This window comes from Bacillus sp. JZ34 (assembly GCF_053903205.1).
The window spans coordinates 1689368-1706758 of sequence record NZ_CP096403.1; the positions used below are offsets into that span (position 1 = coordinate 1689368).

21 protein-coding genes and 1 riboswitch are annotated in these 17391 nt (G+C 44.9%); of the genes, 15 read left to right on the plus strand and 6 right to left on the minus strand.

Features of this window, described 5'->3' with window-relative positions; all coding sequences use genetic code 11:
- The 5 genes from comGD (at window position 1) to M1D90_RS08660 (ending at window position 1814) form a co-directional block, all read left to right on the plus strand.
- The gene (gene comGD, locus M1D90_RS08640) at window positions 1-438 is read left to right on the plus strand and encodes a competence type IV pilus minor pilin ComGD (protein WP_020452175.1); all 438 of its coding nucleotides are present in this window, start codon (window positions 1-3) and stop codon (window positions 436-438) included.
- A complete protein-coding gene (gene comGE, locus M1D90_RS08645; protein ID WP_020452174.1) occupies window positions 422-769 on the plus strand; it encodes a competence type IV pilus minor pilin ComGE in 348 nt (115 codons plus the stop codon). The genes comGD and comGE overlap by 17 nt, the downstream gene beginning before the upstream one ends.
- Window positions 678-1166 carry a competence type IV pilus minor pilin ComGF gene (gene comGF, locus M1D90_RS08650; RefSeq protein ID WP_236613657.1) on the plus strand — a complete coding sequence of 163 codons (489 nt, stop codon included), beginning with the start codon at window positions 678-680 and terminating at the stop codon, window positions 1164-1166. The genes comGE and comGF overlap by 92 nt, the downstream gene beginning before the upstream one ends.
- Before the next feature lie 11 nt (window positions 1167-1177).
- A complete protein-coding gene (comGG, locus tag M1D90_RS08655) occupies window positions 1178-1543 on the plus strand; it encodes a competence type IV pilus minor pilin ComGG (protein ID WP_020452172.1) in 366 nt (121 codons plus the stop codon).
- Window positions 1544-1631: 88 nt separating this feature from the next.
- On the plus strand, window positions 1632-1814 hold the full coding sequence (locus tag M1D90_RS08660) for a YqzE family protein (protein WP_020452171.1): 183 nt from the start codon (window positions 1632-1634) through the stop codon (window positions 1812-1814).
- A gap of 29 nt (window positions 1815-1843) precedes the next feature.
- On the opposite strand, the gene M1D90_RS08665 is transcribed toward M1D90_RS08660, so the two are convergent.
- Window positions 1844-2164 (minus strand): YqzG/YhdC family protein, encoded by a 321-nt coding sequence (locus M1D90_RS08665; RefSeq protein WP_020452170.1) that lies wholly within the window; start codon window positions 2162-2164, stop codon window positions 1844-1846.
- A 277-nt stretch (window positions 2165-2441) separates the two neighbouring features.
- Here M1D90_RS08665 and tapA point away from each other — a divergent pair, with 277 nt between their 5' ends.
- The 3 genes from tapA (at window position 2442) to tasA (ending at window position 4618) form a co-directional block, all read left to right on the plus strand.
- Window positions 2442-3170 (plus strand): amyloid fiber anchoring/assembly protein TapA, encoded by a 729-nt coding sequence (tapA, locus tag M1D90_RS08670; protein WP_020452169.1) that lies wholly within the window; start codon window positions 2442-2444, stop codon window positions 3168-3170.
- Entirely contained in the window at window positions 3167-3751 is a 585-nt protein-coding gene (gene sipW, locus M1D90_RS08675; RefSeq protein ID WP_065644169.1) for a signal peptidase I SipW, read from the plus strand. Before tapA ends, sipW begins: the two co-directional genes overlap by 4 nt.
- A gap of 72 nt (window positions 3752-3823) precedes the next feature.
- Window positions 3824-4618 carry a biofilm matrix protein TasA gene (gene tasA / locus M1D90_RS08680; protein ID WP_020452167.1) on the plus strand — a complete coding sequence of 265 codons (795 nt, stop codon included), beginning with the start codon at window positions 3824-3826 and terminating at the stop codon, window positions 4616-4618.
- A 104-nt stretch (window positions 4619-4722) separates the two neighbouring features.
- On the opposite strand, the gene sinR is transcribed toward tasA, so the two are convergent.
- From sinR to M1D90_RS08700, 4 genes are all read right to left on the minus strand, one after another.
- Complete coding sequence (gene sinR / locus M1D90_RS08685; RefSeq protein WP_023855185.1) at window positions 4723-5058, minus strand: transcriptional regulator SinR; 336 nt, start codon at window positions 5056-5058, stop codon at window positions 4723-4725.
- 33 nt (window positions 5059-5091) lie between these two features.
- Window positions 5092-5268: an anti-repressor SinI gene (sinI, locus tag M1D90_RS08690; protein WP_020452165.1), complete on the minus strand. Its 177-nt coding sequence runs from the start codon at window positions 5266-5268 to the stop codon at window positions 5092-5094.
- A gap of 190 nt (window positions 5269-5458) precedes the next feature.
- A complete protein-coding gene (locus tag M1D90_RS08695; RefSeq protein ID WP_020452164.1) occupies window positions 5459-6253 on the minus strand; it encodes a YqhG family protein in 795 nt (264 codons plus the stop codon).
- 6 nt (window positions 6254-6259) lie between these two features.
- Window positions 6260-7939 (minus strand): DEAD/DEAH box helicase, encoded by a 1680-nt coding sequence (locus tag M1D90_RS08700; RefSeq protein ID WP_145624035.1) that lies wholly within the window; start codon window positions 7937-7939, stop codon window positions 6260-6262.
- A 244-nt stretch (window positions 7940-8183) separates the two neighbouring features.
- Window positions 8184-8288: riboswitch (glycine riboswitch) on the plus strand.
- Between the two features lie 245 nt (window positions 8289-8533).
- Here M1D90_RS08700 and gcvT point away from each other — a divergent pair.
- The 6 genes from gcvT (at window position 8534) to M1D90_RS08730 (ending at window position 15809) form a co-directional block, all read left to right on the plus strand.
- Window positions 8534-9628: a glycine cleavage system aminomethyltransferase GcvT gene (gene gcvT / locus M1D90_RS08705; protein WP_328038213.1), complete on the plus strand. Its 1095-nt coding sequence runs from the start codon at window positions 8534-8536 to the stop codon at window positions 9626-9628.
- A gap of 30 nt (window positions 9629-9658) precedes the next feature.
- Entirely contained in the window at window positions 9659-11005 is a 1347-nt protein-coding gene (gene gcvPA / locus M1D90_RS08710) for an aminomethyl-transferring glycine dehydrogenase subunit GcvPA (RefSeq protein WP_245117934.1), read from the plus strand.
- Window positions 10998-12455: an aminomethyl-transferring glycine dehydrogenase subunit GcvPB gene (gene gcvPB / locus M1D90_RS08715; RefSeq protein WP_456283357.1), complete on the plus strand. Its 1458-nt coding sequence runs from the start codon at window positions 10998-11000 to the stop codon at window positions 12453-12455. The genes gcvPA and gcvPB overlap by 8 nt, the downstream gene beginning before the upstream one ends.
- Before the next feature lie 359 nt (window positions 12456-12814).
- On the plus strand, window positions 12815-14071 hold the full coding sequence (gene opuAA / locus M1D90_RS08720) for a glycine/proline betaine ABC transporter ATP-binding protein OpuAA (protein ID WP_023855180.1): 1257 nt from the start codon (window positions 12815-12817) through the stop codon (window positions 14069-14071).
- The gene (gene opuAB / locus M1D90_RS08725; RefSeq protein WP_023855179.1) at window positions 14071-14925 is read left to right on the plus strand and encodes a glycine/proline betaine ABC transporter permease subunit OpuAB; all 855 of its coding nucleotides are present in this window, start codon (window positions 14071-14073) and stop codon (window positions 14923-14925) included. The genes opuAA and opuAB overlap by 1 nt, the downstream gene beginning before the upstream one ends.
- Entirely contained in the window at window positions 14925-15809 is an 885-nt protein-coding gene (locus M1D90_RS08730) for a glycine betaine ABC transporter substrate-binding protein (protein ID WP_023855178.1), read from the plus strand. The genes opuAB and M1D90_RS08730 overlap by 1 nt, the downstream gene beginning before the upstream one ends.
- 154 nt (window positions 15810-15963) lie before the next feature.
- On the opposite strand, the gene M1D90_RS08735 is transcribed toward M1D90_RS08730, so the two are convergent.
- Window positions 15964-16350 (minus strand): rhodanese-like domain-containing protein, encoded by a 387-nt coding sequence (locus tag M1D90_RS08735; RefSeq protein ID WP_020452156.1) that lies wholly within the window; start codon window positions 16348-16350, stop codon window positions 15964-15966.
- Between the two features lie 181 nt (window positions 16351-16531).
- On the opposite strand from M1D90_RS08735, the gene M1D90_RS08740 reads away from it, so the two are divergent.
- Window positions 16532-17368 carry a lipoate--protein ligase family protein gene (locus tag M1D90_RS08740; protein ID WP_023855177.1) on the plus strand — a complete coding sequence of 279 codons (837 nt, stop codon included), beginning with the start codon at window positions 16532-16534 and terminating at the stop codon, window positions 17366-17368.
- The last annotated feature ends 23 nt before the right edge of the window (window positions 17369-17391 follow it).

Consider the following 17391-nt stretch of genomic DNA (forward strand, 5'->3'; position numbering starts at 1 on the left):
ATGAATCAAAAAGGATTTACGCTTTTGGAAAGCCTAACTGTATTGATGATCGGTTCCATTATGCTCTCTCTTCTCTTTGCCGCACTGCCTCCCGTTTATGAAAAAAGAGTTGTTCAGCACTTTGTCTCACAGCTTGAAGAGGATCTGCTTTACGCACAGCAGACAGCTCTCGTCCGCCATGCGACGGTTAAGGTGCAGTTTGACTTTGCCGGCTGCCGCTATATTATTAAGCACGCGGACGAAGGCTCATCGCCTAAGCTGGTCAGGACATACAGTTGCCATATTGCGTTCAAAAAAGCGACGCTCAAGCGAACTCTTACTTTTAACCCAAGCGGAGTTCCGAATCAAGGGGGGAAAATCGTGATCGATACACAGCACGCCTCTTTTGCACTGACGATCTATTTAGGAAGCGGAAAGATTAATGTGCAAAAAAAATAGAGGCTTTACAACAGTTGAAGCTGTTTCCGCATTGGGCATTTGGGTCATGATCACCATGTTATTGATTCCTATGGTTCATCAGTTGTCTTTGCAGCGCGGGGCATCTGAAAAAGAAGAAGAGGCATATCGCATATTGGATGAAAAGATCAGCCGCTACACACTGACCGGACGGTTTCAGCCTAAAGAAACTGTGCTTTACCGAAACACATCTTACTTTATTGAATGGAAGGAGCAGGGAGATGATTATGAAGTATGCATCTCCATTAAAAAAAGAGACAGTCAAAGGCGTTGCTTCACCATTTTGCGGTCAAAAGGGATTTACCCTTCTTAATGTACTGGTTTCCTTAATGGTGTATATGTTCATTGCAGGAACGATGGCCTCGATATTTCATCTGTTTTTATCCCCGGAAAGAAACGGTGCGGATATTCACCCGCGCGAATGGACGATTACTGCCGAGCAAATATTGAAGGAATGCAGGAACTCGGTTGATCTAAGAGTGGGCGACGATCATCAGTCATTGGAAATGACAAATCGCCAAGGTGCCGCCGTTCGCTATGAGAAATATCAGACAGTTATTCGAAAAAGAGTCAATGGAAAAGGTCATGTGCCGCTTTTGCAACATGTCAAACACATGAGGTTTGTGATTGAAGATCATCTGCTGATCCTTGAAGCGACAAGTTTAAGCGGCAAGTCATACCGTAAGTCCATTCCGCTCTATCATATGTAAAAGGTGATCACGTGAAAAATTCAAAAGGATTCATTTATCCGGCTGCTGTTTTCACAGCTGTGATTTGCATGCTCTGCGCGGGTCACTCAGCTGTTTTATTATCGAATCAACGAATGTTTGCACAGCAAACAAAAGAATTTCATATTCAGCAAAACCTACTCCAAAATGGAATGCTCCATGCCTTGTCTCATATTCACGAAGAGACAAAAGAGAAAATTCAAAAACAGCATGGCTTGATATCGTATACTGTCAATCCGGCTCATCAGCGGCTCAAGCGAGTGAAGATAGAGGTAACGACAGCTTCCGGCACAGAAACGAGCGCTGAATTTCAATATGATTTGAGCACTAAGAAAATCACACAGTGGAAAGAATATTAAAAATTGTGTGTCGGAATCATGAAGAATGTATAAAAAAAGATTCGTATGACAACACTTCAACTGACAGAACTCCCCAAGAGGTGATGTGATGAAAACGAACGATTATGTTAAATATATGACGGAACAGCTCGTAAAATATATGGACACGCCTAAGCAGGAAAGAAAAGAAATGAAAGAAAAACGTAAAGAATCAAAGCCGCCGTCCAGGATATATCAATGGTTCGGCATTCTTCCTCTTGGGTGTATCATGTTTTTTAAAAGGCATAAATAAAGACAAGCCGCTTTCTACTGCAAAGCGGCTTATTTATATTCTTCCACAACGACGACTTTGTTGATTTTGTGTGTCACAGGTTCAAATGAAATTGTAACAAATACTCCGAAATTTTTATTTCCTTCACTCAATGTGACATGGTATTGTTTGACCGCTTCATCCGCCCGCTTTCGATCCCATACTTTTTTCGTGAGACGCACTTCTGCTTCCGGATACCTCTTTTTTGCTTCCTCAACCGCTTTTTCTTCCCACTTAGACATGCGGGCTGTTTCGTAAGCTGCCGCATGGGCATTGAGCGGCCCAATGCTTGCAAGCAGTAAAAAAGAGCATAACATAGCATTTTTCAGCACGGGGCATCATCCTTTCTATCCTATTTTTTCCTTGTCAACAGTGTTTATACAAAAATGAAGAAGAAATTATGTACTTTATAAAGAACTTCAAACTTTTCAAAAAGATGAGAATTTGAGAGATTTTTTGAGGAATTAAACGAAAACGTTCTGTAAAACGAACTTAATCGACTATTTTGATAGTTTTCAAATGGCACATTTGTTCTTTATACTCTAACTATCAAGTTCTTTAAAACGAACGAGCGGAAAAAGCCATTACATACTCGCTAGGAGGGTAGTCATGATCCGATTATCTCGAACTAGGAGATCCCGAAAAAGAGCCGGAAAAAACATCATCGTTTTTCAAACGCTGCTGATCATTTATCTTTTAATTGGATTGGGGAGTCAGCTGTCACAGCATACAAACGCATCATTTCACGATGTGGAAACATACAGCATGACAATGAAAGCGGCCTCTTCATTTCCTCAAGATGGGAAACAGTGGGACGGGAGCAATTTGAAGCTTCAAAAACAGACAAAGACGAAAGGAACGGTCTGTGCACCGCTGACATTGTTTGCAGAATATAAAAACCGCGGCAGCCAAATCGCCGACTCTGAATGGAAGTGGGAGCTGCATAAACTCGGTAATGCCAAAAAACCGTTAGAGGACGGGACTGTGATCGATAAAGGCGCGTTCAAAAAAGAAGCCGAAAAGAACATCTACCGGATAGAGTCAAAGCGGGCGGCAAAAGGAGGGCTCTACGCATTTAAATTGATTAAGCCTGAAGGCCATCCCGATGTGAAAAAGGGCAAACCTTTTATTTGGTCAAATGTGATGAAGCTTCAAGACTGTAAAGAAGAAACACCGAAGCCGCCTAAAAAAGCATCAGAAAAGCCGAAGCAAACAGAACAGACAGAAACACGGGAAAAGTCTGAACAGGACATAGAGAAAACACCAAAGAGCAGTGAATCCGTAGATAAAGAAAATAGAAAAGAAGAAAATTCATTAGAAAGCGGGGAAGCGTCATGAAACATGTGATCAAATGGGTCAGCAATATCTTATATGTGATTATTTTCACACTCATCATCGCCGCGGTCATCGTCGTAATTTCGACAAAGTCGTCCGGCGGAGAGCCGCAGCTCTTCGGCTATCAATTGAAAACGGTTTTATCCGGTTCGATGGAGCCGGAGTTTAAAACAGGTTCTGTGATAGCCGTTCAAAAGATTGAAAATCCCGGGTCTTTGAAAAAGGGAGATATCATTACATTCATGCAAGACGAAAACACCATGGTTACCCACCGAATTATCGGTATAACAAAAAATAAATCAAACCTCATGTTTAAAACAAAGGGTGACAATAACCAAAACCCTGATTCCGATCCGGTGCTGGCGGAAAATGTTGTCGCTAAGTATTCGGGCATTACGGTTCCGTATGCCGGGTATTTGCTGGATTTTGCAAGTAAACCGATCGGCACAGCCATATTGCTGATCGTGCCGGGACTCTTGTTGATTCTTTATGCAGTGATTACTGTATCCGCGGCTTTAAGAGAGATTGACCAAAAAACTAAGGCAATTGAAGCCGCCGGGAAAGATCAATCAGTTTCCATGTAATCTTCGTTGGTCACCTGAACATTCAGGTCTCCATATATACAGATTTTCTTATTATAAAAGGAGGAGTTATCAATGGGTACAAAGAAAAAACTCGGATTAGGCGTTGCGTCTGCTGCGCTTGGACTGGCATTAGTAGGAGGAGGAACTTGGGCTGCGTTTAACGACATCGAAACAACTCAAGCAACTTATGCAGCAGGTACACTTGACCTGAATGCGAAAGATACATCTGCAAGAGTGAACTTGTCCAACTTAAAACCTGGCGACAAATTCACTAAAGATTTCGAATTCAAAAATGACGGATCACTTGCGATTAAAGAAGTGCTGATGCAGGTTGGCTACAGCAATTTCGTTGACGGAAACGCGAAAAACGGCGGAAAAAGCACAGCGGAAGACTTCCTGAAACAATTTAAAGTCAGCGTTCTGACTGTCGGAGTTGAAGGCGGAAACGGCTATCCTAAAAACATCATTTTAGATGAAGCCAACCTTTATGATCTGTACAATATGTCCGCGAAAAAAGATAAGGCCGCGTACGAAAAAGTGAAGAAAGCAATCGAGCCAGAGTTCCTGCATGACAATGGCAAAATCAATGTAGCGACAATCAACGGAAAAACGGCGCCTGAATACGACGGCATTCCGAAAGATCCATATGACTTTGACAAAGTTCAATTGGTGATTGAGTTCGTCAATGACAAAACAACAGACGCCAGCGGCAGAATGGTACAGAACAAATATCAAGGAGATTCTGTGCAGCTTGACTTCTCATTCGAAGGTACTCAATGGAACGGCTTGACAATCGACGGCAAAAAACATGCCGATGAAAAAGGTTATGTAAAAGAGAACGAAAGAGCGCACAGTGAAGATAAATAATGGTGCAATTTAAAAAACGGATCTGTATGATCCGTTTTTTTATGTTCATGAGGAATCGGCTTATTCAGCGTAAAAAATGCCAAAGGGAGTAAGATATGTTTCCCTTACTCCTTTTCCTGTCTTTTCTTCCACTTTTGATAATCTAAAAATTCTCGAAATTGTTTTTTAGAAACCCCTGATGCCATAGCGTCACGAACTAGATTTTCCCATTCACTATCTAATTGACCATCGTATTCGGTTTCATCTTTCTCATTGAGCAGGGTATGAACCGAGACGTCCAGAACAGCGGAGACTTTTTCTAGAAATTGAATGGAGGGGTTTGTTTGCAAGTTTCTTTCTATTGAACTTAAATAAGACTTCGCTACCCCAGCCTTTTCAGCTAGTTCAGATAGTGAGTAGCCTTTTTCTTTTCGATATTGTTTAATACGCTGGCCAATCAATGTCATCACCTTCCTTTCGATATTATAGCACATTCAGAAAGGATTTATTGAATGACTTCTTTCAATTGATGCGGAAGGTTTTGAAGACTTCTTACCCAAATTGAGAAAAATACGTATATCGTCTGGACTAATGCCTTGTTCAAGAGCGTGTTTAATCAGTTCTGTCCACTCCTCATCCAATTCTTCTTTCTCATTTTTATCTTTATTCATACATTTCCCCCCCAAAATACTTCATTATGTATTTCAGACAACCGTGTTGTGATAAACAAAGATAAACCCCGAGACTCAACACTTTACCAAGCTTGTCCAAATGGTGTTACGAAAGTTCCTCCTATCTCTTTAGTTCTATTATAAGTCCAGCTCACTGAATAAAAACAAGAATGTTGTCGAATCGGAAAAATTATCCTGAATTTTTTTTGTGCAAATAAAATAATCCCCCGTTTTGAACTTTAATATCGATTTTAGGCTCGTAAAGCGTTTGGAGAGCCTTTTTCTCAATTTCGTATTCCTCCGGTTTTTCTTCAGTATCCTCGTAAAATTGGTTTAAAAGTGACAGGTCGTTATTCCAGCGTTTCAGGGAAGCTTCAGCCCAATCAAGCGGCTCGCTTCTGGCCGCCTGTTCGATATAGCGCTCAAGCCGTTTAATGCCGCTTTCCGGCTTAATCAACGGCGACATCGTGTAGCAGTAGTCAGAGATCTGTGAAGAGAGATCTCGGGCCTCCATTTGTTCTTGAAACGATTCGACCAGCTGACCGCTGATTAAATGAAGGCCGAGAGACAGAAGCTTATCTTTTTTCATGTCGGATTGGTACGAGATCGTCACATTCATGCCGAGCCACGGTTCCAGGGAAATATGGGCTCCATCGGAACGGATTTTCTCATAAAGGCGAATAAATTTGCCGTTTTTTTGCACGGCCTGGAAAATTTGAAAAAGTCTTGGTGATCCAAAATGAATAAACTCACCTTCGATATCGGAAGGGGCCTCGTCTTCATTCGTGATCAGCGTGATTTTCATCGGATTAGGTTCTCCGCCCGTCTTTTCGAGCCAGTGCCAGTAAAACGGCCTGTTCATAATCTGTTTATCGACTTCAACCGTCAGCTGCACAGTCATGTGGCCTGAACTTTTGTCGGTGATCGTGCAGCCGTTTGCGATGAAAAAGCGTTCTAAAAACAGATATATTTCTTCCTGACGCATTTGATTTTAGCCTCCGATCTGTTCTTGGTTTGAAACGGCTTCATTTCCGTATGAAATGAAAGAGGTTAAGTTTTCCATTTTAATCTTCATTTCCTCGTCTGTCGCGGAGTAAAAGAGAATGTCATGAAGGTGGTCTTCAAAATTGCCGACCTCGATTTTTGTTAAAATATCATCCAAGTCTCCGACGACTTTTTCGAACAAATGGATCTTTTCATAGAGAAGTTTTAAAATATGCTCTTCTACGGTATGCTTTGTTGCCATGTTGAAAATGTAAACATCGCGTTCCTGGCCGAGCCGGTGAATCCGGCCGATCCTTTGTTCGAGACGCATCGGGTTCCACGGAAGGTCATAGTTGATGATTTTATTGCAAAATTGAAGGTTGATCCCTTCACCGCCTGCTTCAGTCGCGATCAGAACTTGAACTTTGCCCCTGAACAAATCTTTCATCCAGTCTTTCTTTCCTCTTTTAAATCCGCCTCTGAACGGTACAGAACTGATGCCGTTCTGCTGGAGGAACCATTGCAGATAAATCTGCGTCGCCCTGTATTCAGTAAAGATGATGACTTTGTCATCGAGTTCTTGAATGAGCTCAACAACTTTCAGCGCTTTTGAATTTTGCGCGACCTCGTTGACCTTTTCGATCAAATGGTGGATGACAGGTTCGGAGATCACCGGCGCTTCGCGATCCTTTCGGTCAAGCATGTTTTTCAGCGTCATATAGACAGCTTCTCTGCTTGAACAGCATTCGCGCTCCAATGTCATGATTGAGAACATGCTTGATGAATGCTGATGACTTGTCTTCAGCTTTTTAATCTCGTCATACAAAGCCTGTTCTGTAGGAGAAAAGGAAATGGGCACGGTTTCGACATGGCGCTTCGTCCAGGTGATGCCGGTATCATGCCGTCTGTTTCTGATCATGACTTTATTGATAAGGGACTTTAAGCGTTCATGCGCTTCAGCTGAATTGATCTGTTTTGTATAATCTTTGTTGAAGTTGCTTTCATTTCCCAAGTGTCCGGGTTTTAGCAGGGAAACGAGATTAAATATTTCGTCGATCTTGTTTTGGATGGGCGTCGCCGTCAGCATCAGGCAATATTTTTTCTTTAAGCTGCGGACAAACTCGTAATTTTTTGTTTTATTGTTTTTCAGTTTGTGAGCTTCATCAATAATCACCACATCATACTGGATCGACAAAACCGTCTCCCTGTGCGGCGACCGCTTTGCCGTGTCAAGGGAGGAGACGACAACATCGCACTGCTCCCAGACATAGCTTTTTTTCTGTTCCACGGCCGGAATTAAAAACTTTTCCCGCAGTTCCTTCACCCATTGCGAGACGAGCGAGGCGGGGACGAGGATTAAGATTTTCTTGGCCAGCCCGCGAATCATGTATTCTTTTAATATCAGCCCAGCCTCGACCGTTTTGCCGAGGCCCACTTCATCCGCCAAGATGGCTTTTCCGTTCATCTGCTCGACTACCTTCCGGGCGACTTCGAGCTGATGGGGAAGCGGGGTAAAGCCTGGGAGGTGATAAGGGGCCTGCAAGCCTTCAAACGTCGGAATCGCAAGCCTTTTCTGCACTTCACAGGAAAGCTTGTAAAGCTCCCAATTCGCCCATGGTCCGTCTTCATCAAGGTGCTTTTTGAACTGTTCCGGCCACTCGTTGTCGAAATGAATGTCTGGTCTCATCACTAATGCCGCCTTTCTCTTCTGAGATTCAAATGTTCTTTTTTAAAAGAAAATCTTGCGTGAAAAAAACGGATTTTACTAACAAATAAACAAAACACGAACATTCTTATTTTAAAATAATAAATTGTTAATGATTTTTCCTGTTGCCCAATTGTTGTGATGATGGTAGGATATTTGTAGATCATCAGTAAAAAAATCATAAGCTTTATATAGTATGTCCATGAAAAGAAATGAATATGAGCGAATGACAGCAAGGGGAGAGACCGATAGCGGGAAACCTTAAAGCGGCGCCGAAGGAGCAAGCTGGGGAAACAGTGAATCTCTCAGGCAAAAGAACTCTTGCTTGACGCAACTCTGGAGAGAGTTTGTATCATATGATGTTTTAACAAACCACCAAAGGGGACATCTTTGCTTTTGATGCAAAGTAAACTTTCAGGTGCCAGGACAGAGAGCCTCAGAACTGACAAAGGGGCTTCTCTGTCCTTTTTTGTGCCGTCCAAAGCGGCGGAACCATCCAGGTGATGTTGGAATCTTTCTTGTTTTCTGATGATTGGCAAACTTGTTTTTAGTTTGAAAAGCGAAGGGGGAAGCAGAATGCTTAAACGAACGCCTTTATTTGACCTTTATAAGGAATATGGCGGAAAAACGATTGATTTTGGCGGCTGGGAACTGCCTGTTCAATTTTCTTCAATTAAAGAGGAGCATGAAGCCGTCAGGACGAAAGCGGGGCTTTTTGATGTCTCACACATGGGGGAGGTCGAAATCACAGGAACAGACAGCCTTCCGTTTTTGCAAAAACTGTTGACAAACGATGTTTCGATACTGAAAGAAGGCGGTGCCCAGTATACGGCCATGTGCTATGAAAACGGCGGAACGATCGACGATCTCCTCGTCTATAAAAAAGCGGCCAATGTTTACATGCTCGTCATTAACGCAGCCAATATCGACAAAGACGTCGATTGGATGAACAAGCACCAAGAAGGAGACGTTTCGGTTCGAAACGTGTCTGACGCGATTGCGCTGCTTGCCCTTCAAGGACCGAAGGCCGAATCGATTTTAAAACAGGTCGCAGATAGCGATCTTGCCGGGTTAAAGCCGTTTACGTTCAGGGATGATGCGGCGATCGGCAGCGTGCAGGCGCTTGTGTCCAGAACGGGATACACGGGAGAGGACGGCTTTGAGATTTACTGCCGGAGTGAAGATGCAGCCTACATTTGGAAGCTGCTTCTTGAAACGGGCAAGGATTCGGGATTAGTGCCGTGCGGCCTCGGGGCCAGAGATACGCTGAGGTTTGAAGCGAAGCTGCCGCTGTACGGACAGGAGCTCTCAAAAGATATTACACCGATCGAAGGCGGCATCGGATTCGCCGTCAAAACAAACAAAGCCTCGAACTTCTTCGGAAAAGCCGTCCTGGCAAGCCAAAAGGAACATGGAGCGGACAGAAAGCTCGTCGGCCTTGAAATGATCGATAAAGGCATTCCAAGGCACGGCTACGCCGTCTATTATCAAGGCGAACAAGCAGGCGAGGTGACAACCGGCACACAGTCGCCGACCTTAAAGAAAAACGTCGGCCTCGCATTGCTGAAAAAAGAAGCCTGCGCCCTCGACACCGTCGTTGAAGTGGAAATCAGAAATAAGCGCTTGAAAGCCAAAATCGTGAAAACCCCATTTTACAAACGGCAGCCGTAAGTTTGCCATGGCCGTGAAAGGAGACTGAAGATGAAGCACCGTTACCTGCCAGCTACAGATCAGGATAAAAAAGAAATGCTTGAGGCAATTGGAGTCGAGAAGATCGAAGAGCTATTCTCCGATATACCCGAAAGCGTCAAATTTAAAGGGGAATACCAAATTAAAAAGGCAAAGTCCGAGACTGAGCTCACAAAAGAGCTGACGAAACTCGCGGCTAAAAATAAAGATACAGTGATGCACGCCTCTTTTTTGGGAGCGGGCGTATACGATCATTACCAGCCCGTCATCGTGGACCACGTGATTTCGCGGTCGGAATTTTACACGGCTTATACACCGTATCAGCCTGAAATTTCTCAAGGGGAGCTCCAGGCGATCTTTGAATTTCAAACGATGATTTGCGAGCTGACGGGCATGGATATCAGCAACTCGTCGATGTATGACGGGGGAACGGCATTAGCCGAAGCGGCAATGCTTGCTTCAGGACATACAAAAAAGAAAAAAATTGTCGTTTCGGAAACCGTCCATCCCGAATCGCGCGAGGTTTTAGTAACGTATGCGAAAGGACAGTACATCGACGTGGTAGAAGTCCCTGCCAAAAACGGAACAACAGATCTTGCGGCTCTTGATGAAGCCGTCTGCGAAGATACAGCAGCAGTGATCGTCCAATACCCTAACTTTTTCGGGCGAATTGAGCCGCTGAAAGACATTGAACCGATCGCCCATAAAGGGAAAAGCATGTTCATCGTGTCCGCCAATCCGCTGGCTCTCGGGCTTTTAACACCGCCCGGGGCACTGGGAGCTGACATCGTTGTCGGGGATGCCCAGCCGTTCGGAATACCGGCCGCTTTCGGCGGGCCGCACTGTGGATTCTTTGCCGTCACGAAAAAATTGATGAGAAAAGTGCCTGGCCGTCTCGTCGGTCAGACGGAAGATGAAAACGGGAAAAGGGGATTCGTTCTCACCTTGCAGGCGCGGGAGCAGCATATCAGACGGGATAAAGCAACATCAAATATATGCTCCAACCAGGCGCTCAATGCGCTTGCCGCATCAGTCGCCATGACGGCGCTCGGCAAAAAAGGCGTCAAGGAAATCGCATGGCAGAACCTGCAAAAAGCGGCTTACGCAAAAGAAGCAGCTAAACGGGCCGGTCTTGAAGTCGTGTTTGACGGGCCGATGTTCAATGAGTTTGTCGTCAGGCTCAATGAACCTGTCGAAAAAGCGAATGAACGCCTGCTTGAGAAAAATATTATCGGAGGCTACGATCTCGGCGCTTCATATCGGGATTTAAAACAGCACATGCTGATCGCCGTGACAGAGCTCAGGACAAGAGAGGAAATCGATACATTCATGAATGAATTGGGGGATCGCCATGAATAATCAGGATCAATCGCTTATTTTTGAAGTATCAAAAGAAGGGCGGGTCGGCTACAGCCTTCCTGAGCTTGACGTCCCTGAAACAGATGTGACAGACGTCCTTGACGAAGCGTATCTCAGAGACGAACCGGCAGATCTCCCCGAAGTGTCTGAGCTTGATATTATGCGCCATTATACGGCTTTATCAAGGCGCAACCACGGAGTGGATTCGGGCTTTTATCCGCTCGGTTCATGCACGATGAAATACAACCCGAAGATTAACGAAAAAATCGCGAGAATCCCGGGACTTTCTGCGATCCATCCGCTCCAGGATGAACGGACCGTGCAGGGTGCGCTGGAGCTCTTGTACGACTTGAGCGAGCATTTGGAAGAGATCACGGGGATGGATGAGGTCACCCTTCAGCCGGCTGCGGGTGCGCACGGCGAGTGGACCGGGCTGATGATGATCCGCGCGTTCCATGAGGCAAACGGCGATCATAAAAGGACGAAGGTCATTGTACCTGATTCGGCCCACGGTACAAACCCGGCGTCTGCGACTGTTGCCGGATTTGAAACGGTCACCGTCAAATCGAATGACGACGGTCTTGTTGATCTTGAAGATTTAAAGCGTGTCGTAGATGAAGAAACAGCCGCGTTAATGCTGACTAATCCAAATACGCTCGGCCTTTTTGAAGAAAATATTTTAGAAATGGCTGAAATCGTCCATAAAGCCGGAGGAAAGCTGTACTATGACGGAGCGAACCTGAACGCCGTTCTCAGCAAAGCAAGGCCGGGTGACATGGGATTTGACGTCGTCCATTTGAACCTTCACAAAACCTTTACAGGACCGCATGGAGGCGGAGGACCTGGATCAGGCCCTGTCGGCGTCAAGAAGGAATTGATTCCGTATTTGCCGAAGCCGGTGCTGGTGAAAAAAGACGGCCGTTATACCTTTGACCATGACCGTCCGCATTCGATCGGCAGGGTGAAACCTTACTACGGAAACTTCGGCATCAATGTGAGAGCTTATACGTACATTCGTTCAATGGGGCCGGACGGGCTCAAAGAAGTAACGGAAAACGCCGTTTTAAATGCGAATTATATGATGAGAAAGCTTGCTCCATACTACGATCTGCCGTTTGACCGGCACTGTAAGCACGAATTTGTGCTGTCGGGAAGGCGCCAGAAAAAGCTGGGAGTCAGGACGCTTGACATCGCAAAGCGGCTTTTGGACTTCGGCTTCCATCCGCCGACTATCTATTTCCCGCTCAATGTCGAGGAATGCATCATGATTGAACCGACAGAAACAGAGTCTAAAGAAACGCTCGATGCGTTTATCGATACGATGATCCAGATTGTAAAAGAAGCGGAGGAAACGCCTGAAGTCGTTCAGGAAGCACCGCATTCAACCGTTGTGAAACGCATGGATGAAACAAAAGCTGCGCGGAAGCCCGTGCTGCGTTATGAAAAATGATAAGAAGCCGGCGGATCAATTTCGCCGGTTTTTTTTGTGAAAAAAACATCTTTATGTAAACGGTTTATGTACTGAATGATAAGGATTTCTCTCGTATTAAATAGTAAATTCATCTAATTTAAAATTAAAAATAAAAATTACATTGTAAAACGTGATAGTTTCAATGTTTTTATGAAATATAATGGTTTAATTTGCCTTAAAAGAAGAGGATTATGGAGTATTTAAAAGGATTCACAAGGGTAGAGAGTGACAACGATGAATATGAAGGTTTGATACAAAATGACAGTGAATATGCCGTTTGTCTCATATGTTACATAAATGTTACGGTATATTAGATTGCTTCATACGGGAGGAGAAATATGAATTCAGACGAAAAGCCAATCAAGATAAAAGTAGAAAAAGTGTCTAAAGTTTTTGGGAAAAATACAAAGAAAGCAACGCAGCTGCTTGCCGATGGCAAAACCAAAAAAGAAATTCTGAAAGAAACCGGGGCGACCGTCGGGGTGAACCAAGCGGATTTTAGCGTGTATGAAGGTGAGATATTTGTCATCATGGGTCTATCAGGGAGCGGTAAATCAACCTTGGTGCGGCTTTTAAACCGGCTGATTGAACCGACTGCAGGACATGTGTACATAGATGGTGACATGATAACAAATATGTCCAAAGACCAGCTTCGGGAAATCCGCCGGAAAAAAATCAGCATGGTCTTTCAAAAGTTCGCTCTGTTTCCGCACAAAACGATTCTTGAAAACACAGAGTACGGATTGGAACTGCAAAAAGTCGATAAAAGTAAACGCCGGATAAGAGCTATGGAATCATTAAAGCTTGTCGGTCTTGAAGGATATGAACAGCAATATCCGGATCAGCTGAGCGGCGGGATGCAGCAGCGCGTCGGGCTTGCCCGCGCATTGACGAATGATCCGGACATTCTGCTGATGGACGAAGCGTTCAGCGCGCTTGACCCGCTGATTCGCAAAGATATGCAGGATGAACTCCTCGATTTGCATGAATCAGTAGGCAAAACGATTATTTTCATTACCCATGATCTTGATGAAGCGCTGAGAATCGGCGATCGAATCGCATTGATGAAAGACGGAAACATCGTTCAAATCGGTACGCCGGAAGAGATCTTAATGAACCCGTCAAATGAATATGTTGAAAAATTCGTTGAAGATGTCGACTTGTCTAAAGTGCTGACAGCCGGTCATATTATGAAACGCGCTGAAACCGTACGCGCAGACAAAGGGCCGCGCGTCGCTCTGACGCTGATGAAAAACCTCGGGATTTCCTCGATTTATGCCGTTGACAAACACAATAGGCTTCTTGGTTCTGTTGATGCTGAAACAGCTAAAAAAGCAGCCGAAAAAAGCCAGACGCTGGAGAGCGTCATCTCGAGAGACATTACAACCGTGGAAGAGAATGCGGTCCTGACGGATATTTTTGAATTGGTCTCTGATGCCAGCATCCCGATTGCTGTCGTCGATGAAAAACAGCGGATGAAAGGGATCATCGTCAAAGGCGCGTTAATCGGAGCGCTTGCCGGAAATGACCGGTATATTAATGCACATTCAGATCATGAACCAGCTCATGAAACTGTTGTTCAGGAGGTGAGATAATGTTTACTTTATCATCGCTTCCCCGCATTCCTTTAGCCGATTGGATCGATCAGTTTGTTGACTGGCTGACGGTGTCGTTCGGCGGGGTATTTAACGGAATTGCCAGCGGAGTGGAATCGTTTGTTGATGCGATTGTCCAAGGCCTGGGTTTTGTTCCGCCGGTTATTTTGACCGTTATCTTTGCCGCGCTCGTCTGGCTGATCAGCAAAAGAGGCATTGCGCTGTTTACTTTAATCGGATTTTTTATCATTGATTATTTAGGATATTGGGACGCCATGCTCCAGACATTGGCGCTTGTCGTCACATCCGTTCTGATTTCTGTCATTATCGGCATTCCGGTCGGAATCTGGGGCTCCCAAAAGAAAACGGTTCGGAGAATCGTTACGCCCATTCTTGACTTAATGCAGACGATGCCGGCATTCGTTTATTTGCTTCCGGCCATCTTCTTTTTCAATATCGGGGTTGTGCCGGGTGTTGTCGCTTCCGTTATCTTTGCGATGCCTCCGACAATCCGGATGACAATCTTAGGAATTCAGCAGGTGCCGGAAGATCTGATTGAAGCTACAGAAGCATTTGGTTCAACGACAAGCCAGCGGCTCTTTAAAGTGCAGCTGCCGCTTGCGACGAAAACCATTCTGGCCGGTATCAATCAAAGCATCATGCTTGCGTTGTCAATGGTCGTTATTGCATCCATGGTAGGTGCGCCTGGACTTGGAGAAGAAGTTTACCGGGCTGTTACCCAGCTGCAAACGGGTACCGGTGTAGAAACCGGGCTTGCGATTGTTATTATTGCGATCGTACTTGACCGGGTTACACAAAATATAAAATTGAAAAAAAGCAGGGGGAATGCATAATGTGGAAAAAGATAGCGGGAATCGGCACTGCAGCAGTACTGACATTGGGTCTGGCTGCCTGCGGAAGCAGCAATAATAATGAAAACGCGTCTGTAGGCGATCAAGTCAGTTATAAAATTACCGGCATTGATCCTGGAGCGGGCATTATGAATGCAACGGACAAGGCGCTCAAGGACTACGATCTGAGCAAGTGGGCTGTAACATCAGGCTCAAGCTCAGCGATGACAGCCGCATTGAAAAAAGCTTACGATAAAAAAGATCCGATCATTATTACGGGCTGGACACCGCATTGGATGTTTGCAAAATACGATCTCAAATATTTGAAAGATCCAAAAGGTTCTTACGGCGATGCCGAAGAAATCCATACTGTTACGCGCAAAGGATTCAAGGACGATCATCCGGGCGCACACAAGCTGCTCAGCCAATTCAGCTGGACAGAGGATGATATGGGAGAAGTCATGCTTGCCGTTCAGGAAGGCAAAAAAGCGGAAGAAGCTGCAGCAGATTTCGTTAAAAAACATCAAGACCTTGTTAAGAAATGGACAAAAGGCGTCGATAAAGCGGACGGCGAAAAAATTAAGCTCGGCTATGTGGCATGGGACAGTGAAATTGCGAGCACAAATGTCATCGCAAAAGTTCTTGAAGACTTAGGCTACAACGTGACGCTCAGCCAAGTAGAAGCAGGCCCGATGTGGACTGGAATTGCAAATGGAAGCGTCGATGCTTCACTTGCTGCATGGCTGCCGCAAACGCATAAAACATATGCTGAAAAATACAAAGGCAAATACGAAGATATCGGTACAAGCATGACAGGCGTAAAAATTGGCCTTGTCGTTCCGACATACATGAAAGATGTCAATTCAATCGAAGACTTGAAAAAATAACGAACAAAGCCGGCGAACCCATTTCGCCGGCTTATTTTTATTTGAAGGATCATCTGCTCCGCCTGTTTTGATTGTCAGCAGGATATGCTAAAAAAAATCCTAAAACGCAAAGACGCTTTAGGATGTTGGCCGCAACTGGAGACAGCTGCGGTTATTAATTTTTCGTTTTAATTTTTCCGCCCCATTTTTTGAACCCGCCTTTCAGGTTGTAAATCTCCTTACAGCCGTGTTTGCGGAGCGTTTGGGCGGCTCTTCCGCTTCTGACGTTGTTTTGGCAGTACAGGTAAACCGGTTTGTCAGGACGGATTTCGCTTTTTCTTTGCTTAAGCTGTGAAAGCGGAATGTTTCTCGCACCCAAAATGTGGCCGCCTTCATACTCGTTCGGCTCGCGCACATCGATGAGTTGCGCTTTGCGATAGCCGGCCCGGAATTCTTCTTCTGTCAAGGTTTTCATAATGCGCTGCTGATAGATGTATGAAACGACCGCGTAGATGATGAGCGCGGCGCAAATCAAGAGAATGATAATGCTGCTGGTAGACAATCTGATCCGACTCCTTTTTGAATTCATCCCGTCTGATAATCGGGAGATTTTTAACGATATGTTAAGACAAATACTATTATAGTAAAGCCTCAGAAATCTGTCATCTGATTCGCCGAATTTATTTTCAATTTTAAGAGGGAATGGTAGACTTATTTTATACCAAAGAAAAAGAGGGTAGGTTATGGAAAAAGAAATATGGCGTTTTATCGATTCGGGACGACAGGATCCCGCTTTTAATATGGCGCTCGACGAGGCGCTCCTTTATTGGCACAGCGAAAATAAGATTCCGCCGACCATCCGCTTTTACGGCTGGAATCCGCCAACGCTTTCAGTCGGCTATTTCCAAAATATCGAAAAGGAAATCAATCTGGATGCCGTCAAAAAACACGGTTTAGGCTTTGTGAGAAGGCCGACCGGCGGAAGAGGCGTGCTCCATGATCAAGAGCTGACCTACAGTGTTATTGTGTCTGAAGAACACCCGGAAATGCCCAAGACGGTGACGGAAGCGTACCGCGTCATCTCAGAAGGTATTCTTGAAGGCTTCAGAGAGCTGGGACTTGATGCGTATTTCGCCATACCAAGAACGGAAAAAGAGAAACAGAGCCTGAAAAACCCGAGATCTTCCGTCTGTTTTGACGCGCCGTCGTGGTATGAGCTCGTTGTCGAAGGCAGAAAGGTCGCAGGAAGCGCCCAGACGAGGCAGAAAGGAGTCATTCTCCAGCACGGTTCGATCCTTCTTGATCTGGATGAGGACAAGCTCTTTGATTTGTTTATTTACAAAAATGATCGCCTCAGAGAGCGCATGCAGAGAAACTTCAAACAAAAAGCGGTCGCCATCAATGAGCTCGCAAAAGAAAAAATCACGATTGAAGAAGCGAGCAAAGCTTTTAAAAAAGGGTTCGAAAAGGGGCTTAACATTCATTTGGAGCCTTATGAACTGACAGAAGAGGAAACGGAATTTGTCGCCGATCTCGCCAGAACGAAGTATGCGGCAGATGAATGGAATTATAGAAGGTAATCGGGTGAAAACGTTATCCCGTT